Annotated in this window: 9 protein-coding genes; 5 read left to right on the plus strand and 4 right to left on the minus strand. The window is 67.7% G+C overall.

Features of this window, described 5'->3' with window-relative positions; genetic code table 11:
* Nucleotide 1: 1 nt before the first annotated feature.
* Nucleotides 2-1,801, minus strand: coding sequence for a sigma 54-interacting transcriptional regulator (locus tag ACJ8AT_RS05620; RefSeq protein ID WP_407736571.1), 1,800 nt, complete (start codon nt 1,799-1,801; stop codon nt 2-4).
* 227 nt (nt 1,802-2,028) lie between these two features.
* Between ACJ8AT_RS05620 and ACJ8AT_RS05625 the strand changes: the two genes are divergently transcribed.
* From ACJ8AT_RS05625 to ACJ8AT_RS05640, 4 genes are all read left to right on the plus strand, one after another.
* The gene (locus tag ACJ8AT_RS05625; RefSeq protein ID WP_407736572.1) at nt 2,029-2,652 is read left to right on the plus strand and encodes a DUF2378 family protein; all 624 of its coding nucleotides are present in this window, start codon (nt 2,029-2,031) and stop codon (nt 2,650-2,652) included.
* A 107-nt stretch (nt 2,653-2,759) separates the two neighbouring features.
* Complete coding sequence (locus ACJ8AT_RS05630; protein WP_407736573.1) at nt 2,760-2,990, plus strand: hypothetical protein; 231 nt, start codon at nt 2,760-2,762, stop codon at nt 2,988-2,990.
* Between the two features lie 198 nt (nt 2,991-3,188).
* Complete coding sequence (locus ACJ8AT_RS05635) at nt 3,189-4,253, plus strand: peptidoglycan-binding protein (RefSeq protein ID WP_407736574.1); 1,065 nt, start codon at nt 3,189-3,191, stop codon at nt 4,251-4,253.
* Between the two features lie 78 nt (nt 4,254-4,331).
* Complete coding sequence (locus tag ACJ8AT_RS05640; protein WP_407736575.1) at nt 4,332-4,940, plus strand: hypothetical protein; 609 nt, start codon at nt 4,332-4,334, stop codon at nt 4,938-4,940.
* 4 nt (nt 4,941-4,944) lie between these two features.
* On the opposite strand, the gene ACJ8AT_RS05645 is transcribed toward ACJ8AT_RS05640, so the two are convergent.
* From ACJ8AT_RS05645 to ACJ8AT_RS05655, 3 genes are all read right to left on the minus strand, one after another.
* Nucleotides 4,945-5,544, minus strand: a complete 600-nt coding sequence (locus ACJ8AT_RS05645) for a hypothetical protein (protein ID WP_407736576.1) — start codon at nt 5,542-5,544, stop codon at nt 4,945-4,947.
* An 8-nt stretch (nt 5,545-5,552) separates the two neighbouring features.
* Nucleotides 5,553-6,653, minus strand: a complete 1,101-nt coding sequence (locus ACJ8AT_RS05650) for an AAA family ATPase (RefSeq protein WP_407736577.1) — start codon at nt 6,651-6,653, stop codon at nt 5,553-5,555.
* Nucleotides 6,654-6,747: 94 nt separating this feature from the next.
* Nucleotides 6,748-7,239: a GNAT family N-acetyltransferase gene (locus tag ACJ8AT_RS05655; RefSeq protein WP_407736578.1), complete on the minus strand. Its 492-nt coding sequence runs from the start codon at nt 7,237-7,239 to the stop codon at nt 6,748-6,750.
* Nucleotides 7,240-7,656: 417 nt separating this feature from the next.
* Here ACJ8AT_RS05655 and ACJ8AT_RS05660 point away from each other — a divergent pair.
* Nucleotides 7,657-10,812, plus strand: a 3,156-nt coding sequence (locus ACJ8AT_RS05660) for a beta strand repeat-containing protein (RefSeq protein ID WP_407736579.1), incomplete at its 3' end; no start/stop codon positions are given.

A 10,812-nucleotide genomic window follows, 5' to 3' on the forward strand; every position in this document is an offset into this window, starting at 1 on the left:
CTCACTCGTTCTTCCACAGCCCATGACGGCGGGCCCGTCGCCCCAGGGTGACGGGATCCATGCCCAGCGCCACCGCCGCGCGCCGCAGCACGCCGCCGTGTTGCTCCAGCGCCTCGCGGATGATGTCCCGCTCCACCAGCTCCAGCCGCGTCTTCAGCGTGCCTGTCAGCACCGGGTTGGCCTGGCGGGTGCCCACCAGCGTCGGAGGCAACAGCCGCCGCGTCACCATCTCTCCCGGCTGAGAGAGCAGCACCGCGCGCTCCATCACATTGCGCAGCTCGCGAGCGTTGCCCGGCCACGAGTACGCCAGCAGCGCCTCCTCCGCCTCCGCGGCGATCCCACTCGCCGAGCGCTTCAGCGCCCGGTTGAACAGCTCCAGGAAGTGCCGCGCCAGCGAGAGCACATCCTCGGGACGATCGCGCAGCGGGGGCAGATCGATGATGAAGCTGTTGAGCCGGTAGAACAGGTCCGCCCGGAAGCGGCCGGCGCGCACCTCCTGGGACAGGTCGCGGTTGCTCGCCGCCACCACGCGCACGTCCACGTGCCGCACCTGGGTGCCGCCCACCGGCCTCACGTCCCCGCCCTCCAGCACGCGCAGCAGCTTGATCTGGAGGTTGGGCGTGGTGTTCTCAATCTCGTCCAGGAAGATGGTGCCGCCGTCCGCCAGGACGAACAGGCCCGGGTGGTCCGCCACCGCGCCGGTGAAGGCGCCCTTCACGTGGCCGAACAGCTCGCTCTCCAGCAGCGTCTCCGTCAGCGCGCCGCAGTCCTGCACCACCAGCGGCACGTCTCCGCGGCCGCTCATCCGGTGGATGATGCGTGACAGCACCTCCTTGCCCGTGCCCGTCTCGCCTTGCAGCAGCACCGCTACCCGGTGAGGCGCCGCCACGCGCACCAGGTCCAGCACCCGCTGCATCGCCGGGCTCGAGAACCCAGGCCCATCTCCCGGCGCGGGAGCCGGCGTCCCCGCGGGCCCGCTCATCAGCGCGCGCTCGCGCAGCAGGTTGCGCTCCAGCTCCAACCCCATGCGCCGCTGCTCGGTGCGCACCCCGTGCTCGCGCCCCGCGTCCAGCACGGCCTGCTGCAGCACCGGCACCTCGGGCGACGGCCCCAGCGTGCGGAAGATGCTTCCCGAGTTGAACAGCTCGATCAGCCGCTCGGGCGCCGCGGGCGCGCAGAAGACGATGCGCGCGGCCATGTCACTGGGGGGAGCGGCCCCCGTGGCGTCCACCTCCTCCATGCGCCGCGCCGTGAGCTGCTCCACCAGCGACAGCGCCTGCACCTCGTCCCACCCCGCCACCAGCAGCACCGCCACGTCTCCGCGAGACAGCAGCGAGTACACCTCCGCCGGCGCCGCCGCGAAGCCCAGCCGCGCGTGCCCGTCCAGCGCCGTGCGGATGATGCGCGCTTGGGCCTCCGTGGCGTACGCCACCGCCACGTGCAGCGCGCTCTCCAGCAGGTAGCGCGCCAGCGTCACCCGATCCGAGCCCTCGAAGGCCTGGAAGGCCACGCCCAGCGCCGTCACCGTGCCGCCCTCGGCGCCCTCCGTGTCGTGCCGCCACCGCACCTCGCCGCGCACCCGGATGCGCGCGTGCGAGTCCGGCAGCGAGAACGCCATGTCGAGCTCCTGCCCCTCGCGCGGACCCTCCCCCTCCCCGCCACGCGGGGTGGCCACCAGGCCAATGCCCGTCTCGCTGATGTTCACCGACCAGCACCCGTGCAACGCCGGCTGCGTCACCACCTGCACGTACAGGGGCTTGCGCGGGCTGCGATCGGTAAAGGAGTCGCTGGGATGCTTCATAGGTGAATCTTCACGCTTCAAGAATGAAGTATTGGCCCATTCCCGCGAAACTTCACGCCTTCACCGAGACTTTCATGGCATGGAGGCTTCAGCCTTGAAATGGGGCCTCGGGTATAAGTCCTTGATTTTCGAGAGCCCGGCGGTTGGCAAGGATCCTGCTCATCGCTGGAGACGGCAGCGGTCTGCGGCCCTCCTCCATCAGGTTCACACCAGGAAGCTCTCTTCCCATGCACGCACAGCTCGAGTCGACACAACCGGTGCTGGACCTGGACGTGGAGCGACAGCTCCGCCATCGGATGGCCATGGCCAGCCCCACGGATACGGCTCGCGGAATGTTCTTCAACGGGGCGCTCGAAGTCGCACGCGCACTCGGTGGGAGCGAGACCGCGGACCGCTGCCAGCAGCTCATTGGTGAGAAGCGCTTCATCGATTTCTTCAATTATCCCGTCCTCGACTTGCTGCGCATGTCCCTCGAGCTGGTCCGCTGCATTGGCCCCCGCTCGGGTGGGGGCGCCGGGGTGCTGCGGCGCATGGGGGCCCAGTCAGCCCGAGACTTCCTGGCCTCGCCGCCGGGCAAGACGATGGTGCTGCTGGCGAGCAACAGCCCTCGGAGGCTGCTCAACCAGCTGCCCACCAGCTACCGCACCGCCGTCAGCTATGGCGAGCGGCGCGTGGTCTGGTCCGTCTCCGAGCGCACCGGCCTCTTCGTCGCCCAGCGAGACTTCATGCCGCCCGCCTTCACCAAGGGACTGTTGCAGGGCGTGCTGGAGGCCACCGGCGTTCGCAGCGTGAATGTAAGTGGCCGTCCTACTGGCATGTTGGACAGTGAATACGAGATTTCCTGGGAGTAATGGGATAAGGCGGCCGGTTTTTGAGTCACAGCGTGCGCAGCAAGCCGGCTCCCTTGCTTCGGGGAGGGGACGGCTGGAAGGCCAAACCCCCCGGGGATGAGAGGAAGATGATGCGGCTCGACAACGTGACGGTGCAGGGTGCTCAGAGCGCTCCGCTGGTGATGCCGCGCGTGTGTGTGTGTGGGTCGGGTTCGACCGAGTCCTCGCACGTGACGCAGCCGGCGCCCGGGTCCCCCTGCGCCGCATGCGGTGGGAGCCTCCCGCAGGCCGCCGAGGCCGCGGCTGCCGAGCGCCCGCCGAAGCGCAAGCTGCAGGATTTCCTGGGCGCCTTCGTCTGAGCGCCCGCCTTTTGAAGCCTTGAGTCCGGATGACGGGGCGGTCCCCCTTGGCGGAGGATTGGGGCGGGGGACAGTCCCGTCATCTTCTTTTTCGGCGCCCAACCCCTGGAAACTCCTCGCCTGGAGCAGGTGTGACAACCTGCGGCAGGGTGGGGCCGATAATGGAGCTGGATTTCTGATCGCTCGGAGCCAGCACCCATGACGTCCACCATCACTCGCAGCTCGGCCACTCGTCACGCGGGGGATTCGTTCGGCGCGTCGAGCACTCGGGCCGCGGCGCCCTCGCAGCCGGTGCCGCCCGAGGGGCTGTCGCGTGGGGCGACGGGGGCGGGGGTGAAGCAGCTGCAGGATCGGCTGATCGACTTGAAGCTGTTGCCGGCCTCGGTGAAGAGCAGCACGGGCTACGGCACCTTCGGGCCGAAGACGGAGGCGGCGGTGAAGGCCTTCCAGAAGTCCGAGGGCCTGCAGCAGGTGGGCTCGTTTGGCCCGAAGACGCACGAGGCGATGGTGCGGCACTTCTCCGGGCCGGCGCCCTCGCAGGGCGTGCCCGCGGCGGGGCTCGAGCGCGGGGCGAAGGGGCCGGCGGTGAAGCAGCTGCAGGATCGGCTGATTGATCTGCACTACCTGCCGGGCTCGGTGAGGGACGGGGCGGGGTACGGCTCGTTCGGGCCTATGACGGAGAGCGCGGTGAAGGCGTTCCAGGCGGACCGCGGGCTGCCGCAGGTGGGCAAGTTCGGCCCGGCCACGCACGAGGAGATGCAGCGGGCGCTGGCGGGGCAGCCGCCGCTCAACGGCATTCCGGGACCGGCGCCGGGCGGGGGCATCTTCCCGCCGCCGCACGGGCTGGCGGCCATCAAGGCGACGTTCGGTGAGGCGGGCAAGAACATGGTGACGACGCAGCTGCCGCTGGGCCCGGGCGGCAAGATGGTGAACGTCACCATGAACGCGAAGATGGCGCCGGTGATGAAGGCATGCCTGGAGGACGCGCAGAAGAAGGATCTGCTCAAGTACATCAAGACCTTCGACGGCATGTACCCGGGCTTCGTGCGCAACAAGCGGGACGCGAAGACGGGGCGGGATCTGCAGCCGCCGCAGCCGTCGGTGCACTCGTGGGGCATCGCCTTCGACATCAACGCCAACCCGCGGCCCGGCAAGGTGAACCCCGAGCTGGTGAAGCACTTCAAGGAGTGGGGCTTCACCTGGGGCGGTGACTTCAAGGGCAACGTCGACCCGATGCACTTCCAGTACGCCAGCGGCTACTGAGCGGGCCGACTGTCTACAGGATGGGCCGTTGCCCCGGCGGCGGTTGACGCAGGAAGCTGAAAGAAGGAGCCTCCTGCCATGCTTGGCGACTGGTCTACCTTGATTCATTACGCACTGGCCGGGGTCGCGGATGATCCCTATGTGCGGCTGCTCAAGGAACGCCTGCGGTCGGGCAGCCAGATCGTCCGCATCCACCTGGAGAATGCGGGCCGGGGTCCTGAGTACGTCGTCATCCTCTCGCTGCACCGGCAGTTGTCCGAGATGCGCATTCCGCACTCGGAAGCATTCACGAACTGGTCGCTGGAGGCAGGCGCGCGGATGGTGGATGAGGCCGGAGAGGCGGAACGATTCGTGCTGCTGCTCCGTGAGCGCTTACTCCCGCTGAGCAACGAGCTGGGAGCGGATTACTTCGGGACCCTCGTCGTCGACTACGTCCGTGTCCTGGGTCCACCGGAGGCTGAGAAGGTCGCGCGGCAGGTCCGGTCCTACGCGGCGGAGGAGAACCGGGTGAAGCTCCAGGGCATCCAGCGAGTGGAAGAAGTGCTGGTCGAGCTGACCCGTGCGTTAGGCCGGTCGCTCAGGTACGACGAGACCTCGACAAGCCGCATCCTAGATGCCGCGCTTGCGCAGTGGCTGTCCCAGCACTTTCACGTGGATGCGCGAGAAGATTTGTTGCCTCGACCTTGAGTACCTACCAAGCGAGCACCTGATTCATGAAGTGCTGGAAGCTTGGGCGGAGCGAGAGTTTCGGCAAGGCCTCCGGCTGCTTCAGCAACTCGAGCGCGATGCGCTGACGCTCTTGACTCGACAGGGGAAGCTTGCCGAAGCAGTCCTTCTTCAAGACGGCACGGTTGTAGCGCTGCTCTGGGGAGGGTTCGGTGAAAGTGTGTCCCTGGATGATGAGGAGCCAGGTTTCGAGCGTTTGGATGGGGACGACCACACAGGAGCGGTAGGGCGCTGCTCGCCAGGTGGAAGGAATCGTCTCGAGCAGCCAGCACACGCGGCATCCATCGGGGTCCTCGACCTCGCGTTCGACCTGATGATCCGGCTTGTGAGGCAATCCACGCGCGCTCCCGCCATCATTGTCGATGGCGACGAGCGCGTGCTGGACACCTGCATCTGCGGCCTTCTTCAGGAAGAGCCCCGTCTGCTTCCGTACGTGCTTGCACCCATTGAACTCGAACTCGCTCTTCCACGCCTGGACTTCCACGCCCAGGATCCGTTCGAGGAGATAGCGGTAGAGCTCGCCATCGAAGGCGTTGAACTCACTGGCGATGGCGACGGTGAGCACGGTAGACCTCAGAATGAAGCGCTGAAGGCACCGGTCTCTAGGAGATCTCCAGGCGGCGTCCGTTGGAGGGCCTCGAGCAACTCCGGAACGTCGCTCAGTCGCTTGACGCGTGTGCCGGTCTCGGAGCGCCGGAAGAGGAGGATGGCCTCGGGCTGATCCTGGAAGGCGTTGAGGAGCACGGTCGAGTGGGTGGCGATGACGAACTGGCAGGCTCTCTCCTGGACGATGTCCCTGAGCAGATCCACCAGCTCTCGGAGGCGCTTGGGGTGGATGGATTGCTCGGGCTCTTCAATGAAGAGAAGCTGCCCCGGCTCCACGCTGAGCGCATGCATGGCCAAGGCGGTGAATGCGAGCACGCCGTCGGATACATGCTCGGAGTCGATCTCCAGCCCATCCTTCTGCTTGAACCACAGGCGCTGGTGCCCAGGAACGGGGGCAGGGCGTACGAAGACGTTCTCCATCTCGGGAAGGCAGCGGGTCAGGAATCGCTGGAGCGCTTCAGCCTTCTCGGGCATGGCTCCGCGCCAGAGCCCCAGAACGGCGGCCAGTCCTTGGCCGTCGAGCCCAATTTCTGGCTGTGGAACGACTTCGGAGTCTCCCCTCAAGGCGCCCAAGGAGAGCTTGACGGTTCGAGTACTCTTGAAAGGCTTCCACAGAGCCAGGGGCACAGCGTTTCGTGGATCTCGCGAGCGGAGTTGTGAAACAACAAAGGAGTGAGGGTTCGTTGGGGTAGTCCCTTGCGTGCCGGTGAAACGCAGGACTGCCCCCCGCCGAACGAAGGGTGCTTCACCAGTAGTTGGTTCGAAGCGCTCCTCGTCAATAAGGTTACCGCTCTGCAGAAGCGTTGTGGAATAAGTCCCTTCTGGACTGGTCCAACCAATGACGCACGGTCCGCTCTCGAAAGGTGGACGGTGGAAGAAGAACTCCCCCTCCTGACGAATCGCCTCCGGCACGTTGGCGACAAGGCTGTTCGTCAGAAAGCGGCCCACGCTCATGAAGTTCGACTTGCCCGAGTTGTTCGGGCCGACGAGCACCGTGATCGACTCGAGGGGGACGGTCTGCTTCTCTCCGAAGCTCTTGAAGTTCTGGAGCGTGACGGACTCAACCATGAGCCTACGGTAGCACTGGCCGCCCACAACGCTCGTTATCAGCAGAACCCAGTGACGACTCGCGCCTCCTGAATCCCACTGGCGCAGGACAACCCTACGGCCGCAGCGTGAGCACCATCTCGATGTCCGCGCGCTCGTAGCCGGCCTGCTGGCCGACCTCGGCGCCCAGGCGCGTGGTCTCGAAGCCGTGCTTGCGGTACAGCCCGAGCGCCGGCCCCAGCTTCGTGTTCGACACCAGGTACACCCGGCGCGCGCCCTTCTCCCGGGCGAAGCGCACCACCGCGTGCATCAGCGCATCGCCCAGCCCGAGCCCTCGGGCCTCGGGCGCCACCGCCATCTTGCACAGCTCGTAGGCGTCCTCGGACTCCTTGCGCAGCGCGCACGTGCCGAGCACCTGTCCGCCGTGGAGCGCGAAGAACACCTCGCCCCCGCTCGCCACGAAGGCGCCGTGCGGATCCGCGAAGACGAGCCGGTCCGCCTCCTCCACCCGGAAGTACTCTTCGATCCACTGGAGGTTGAGCCGCGCGAAGTGCTCGCGCAGGGACTCGCGGTAGGCAACCACCTCCGGCTCGGCGGGCTGGCTCATGCCTCCAAAATACCCGAACCGGCCGGGCGCTCTGATCCGGCGCCCAGGCGTGCTTCCTTTCGTAATGCGGCAACCGGCGCGGATGGACGCAGCAGCCCCCGAGAATGGTGGCCGGCCTAACGCGGCATCGAGGAAAAACAGCCAGTTGGACCGTTGGCATGGACACTGCTCTGTCCCGCCGACGCAGTCCCACCCCTCAGGGCTCTCCTGCCGTTTTCAAGTCCTTCGAGCCCCAATAACACCCCATTGACGACTTTTTGACGCTTTCTGTGCGGCATGTCTAAAATATTTCAATCAGGTGCAGCGAGTCGGGTCGCTGCACTCCGCGGGCGCCCTGCGTCCGTAGGCCCTCTCTCGGTCTTCCCTCCAGCCATGAATCCTTCCAGAAGACTTGAGCCTTCGAAGTGGGTTGCTCCCTTGTTGAGCGCGCTGATCGCCGCGTGCTCCACGGAGCCCGCGCCAGCCGTGAGCGCCTCCGCTCCCTCCGAGCCCGTGGCCGTGTCGAGCTCGGCGCTGGTGGGCATGGACGGGCCCTTCACCGTCACCACCGCCGGGCAGGTGCTCAACAACTACGCGGCGCTCGCGCAGGACGCGGCGGCGGGGGCCACCAGCATCAAGGTCACCGCCATCGCCAACCTCAACAGCACACAGTTCGGGAACCTGGCGGTGGGTGATCTGCTGATGATCATCCAGATGGAGGGCGCCACCATCACCTCGACGGACACGACGGCCTACGGCACGGTGACGGCGCTCAACAACGCGGGGCGCTACGAGCTCGTCACGGTGGCCTCCATCGGCGGCGCCGGCACCATCAACATCAACACCACGAATTGCGGCGGGCTGCGCAACAGCTACACGGCGGCGGCGGGAGCGCAGGTGGTGCGAGTGCCCCAGCTCACCAGCCTCACCGTCAACACCGGGGCGAGCGTGGCGGCCATGCCGTGGGATGGCACGCGCGGCGGTGTGCTCGCGCTGCAGGTGCAGAACGCGCTGACCCTGAACGGCACGTTGAATGCGGACGCGGCGGGCTTCCGGGGCGGCGCGGCGGACAACGGCAACTCGGCCCTGGGCTCGAACGTCGTCACGTTCCGCACCACGGACCTGACGCTCGGGGCCGAGAAGGGTGAGGGCATCGGCGGCTACCAGACGGAATATGACGGGCTCAACGGCCGGTATGGCCGCGGCGCGCCGGCTCAGGGCGGTGGTGGAGGCAACGCGCACAACGCGGGCGGCGGTGGTGGCGCCAACGGCGACAACGGCAACGCGTGGACGGGCCAGGGCGTCATGCGGAGCGCCGTCACGGGCGCCGCGGCCTGGGCTCTGGACCCGGGCTACATGGCCAATGGCAATGCCCGGACGAACTCCTCGGGCGGCGGCCGCGGTGGCTACACCTACTCGGCCAATAATCAGGACGCGTTGACCCTGGCTCCAGGGTCGGCCACCTGGGGCGGAGACAGCCGGGAGCCCGTGGGCGGCCTGGGAGGGCGGCCGGTGGCCAATGATCCGGCCACGCGCTTGTTCCTGGGCGGCGGCGGCGGCGCGGGAGACGGCAACAACGCCGCGGCGGGCGCGGGTGGCAACGGCGGCGGGCTCGTGTGGGTGGTGGCGGACACGGTGACGGGCTCGGGCGGCATCTCCGCCAACGGCGCCCAGGGCACGGACACGATCCCCGCGCACAATGATGCGCCGGGCGGCGGCGGCGCGGGCGGCACGGTGGTGGTGTCGGCGCGGGCGCTCAGCGGGATTGTCATCGACGCGAACGGCGGGCGAGGCGGTAACCAGCTCATCACCAGCGCCGAGGCGGAGGGCCCGGGCGGCGGCGGTGGCGGCGGCTACATCGCGGCGTCGGGCGGGACGGTGACGCGCAACGTGAACGGCGGCTTGGCCGGGATGACCACCTCCACCTCGCTCACCGAGTTCCCCTCCAACGGCGCCACGGACGGCGCGCTCGGGCAGCTGGGGACGGCGGTGGCGTCGCTGCCCTTGTGCCTGCCTTCGGACCTGGCCATCACGATCACGGACGGTGTCACCAGCGTCGTGGCGGGCACCCCGGTGACGTACACCATCACCGTCACCAACAACGGGCCCAACGCGGTGACGGGGGCGGTGGTGACGGACTCCTTCCCGAGCTCGCTCACGGGGGTGAACTGGACTTGCGCTCCCGCGGCGGCGTGCGGGACCACGAGCGGCGCGGGCAACATCAACAGCGCACTCGGCGCGCTGGCCAGTGGCGGCACCGCCACCTTCACGGTGACGGCCACGGTGGATCCGGCGGCCTCGAGCCCGCTGGCCAACACGGTCACGGTGGCCTCCCCAGCGAACAGCAGCAATACGGATCCGACGGCGGCCAACAACAGCGCCACGGACAGTGACACGGTCACTTACCGCGCGGACCTGGCGGTGGCGCTCACCGACGCGCCGGACCCGGTGAACGGGAATGGCACGCTCACGTACACGCTCAGCGTCAACAACCTGGGGCCGAGCCAGGCGTCCTCGGTCACGGCGACGTTGAACCTGCCAGCGGGAGTGACGTTCGTCAGCGCATCGGGGACGGGCTGGACCTGCAGCCAGGCGGCCGGGGTGGTGACGTGCACGCGGCCCACGGCGGCTTCCGCAGTGGCGGCACCCGCCATCACGGTGCAGGTGACAGTGCCGAACGCGAACGCGACGCTGACCGCGACGGCCTCGGTGAGCACGTCGACGACGGATCCGGTCTCGACGAATAACTCGGCTTCGACGAGCACCACCGTCAATCGGGTGAACAGCCCGCCGACGGCCAACAACGACACGGCCACGGTGGCCGAGGACAGTGCGGCGACGGTGATCAACGTGCTGGCCAATGACAGCACGGCGCCGGACACGGGTGAGACGCTGACCATTACCGGAGTGACTCAGCCGGCCAATGGCTTGGTGACCTTCACGGCCACCAACGTCAGCTTCACGCCCGCCGCCAACTTCAACGGCACCACGAGCTTTACGTACACCATCTCGGACGGCAACGGCGGTACGGCCACCGCCACGGTTACCGTCACGGTGACGCCGGTGAACGATCCACCGACGGCCAACAACGACACGGCCACGGTGGCCGAGGACAGTGCGGCCACCGTGATCAACGTGCTGGCCAACGACTCGATCGCGCCGGATACGGGCGAGACGTTGACCATCACGGGAGTGACTCAGCCGGCCAACGGCTTGGTGACCTTCACGGCCACCAATGTCAGCTTCAAACCCGCCGCCAACTTCAATGGCACCACGAGTTTCACGTACACCATCTCGGACGGTAACGGCGGCAGCGCCACGGCGACCGTGACGGTCACGGTGACGCCAGTGAATGATCCGCCCACGGGCGTGGCCGATACCTTCACGGTCGCCGCCAACAGCGGTGCCAGCACGCTGGATGTGCTGGCCAACGATTCGAGCGCTCCCGACACGGGCGAGACGCTCACCGTCTCTGCCGTCACCCAGCCGACCAGCGGTGGCACGGTGTCGGTGGCGCCAGGGGGCAGCGGAGTCATCTTCACGCCGACGGCTGGTTACACGGGCTCGGTGAGCTTCACGTACACGGTGTCGGAC

Source organism: Hyalangium sp. (assembly GCF_045802625.1).
Lineage (GTDB): Bacteria > Myxococcota > Myxococcia > Myxococcales > Myxococcaceae > Hyalangium.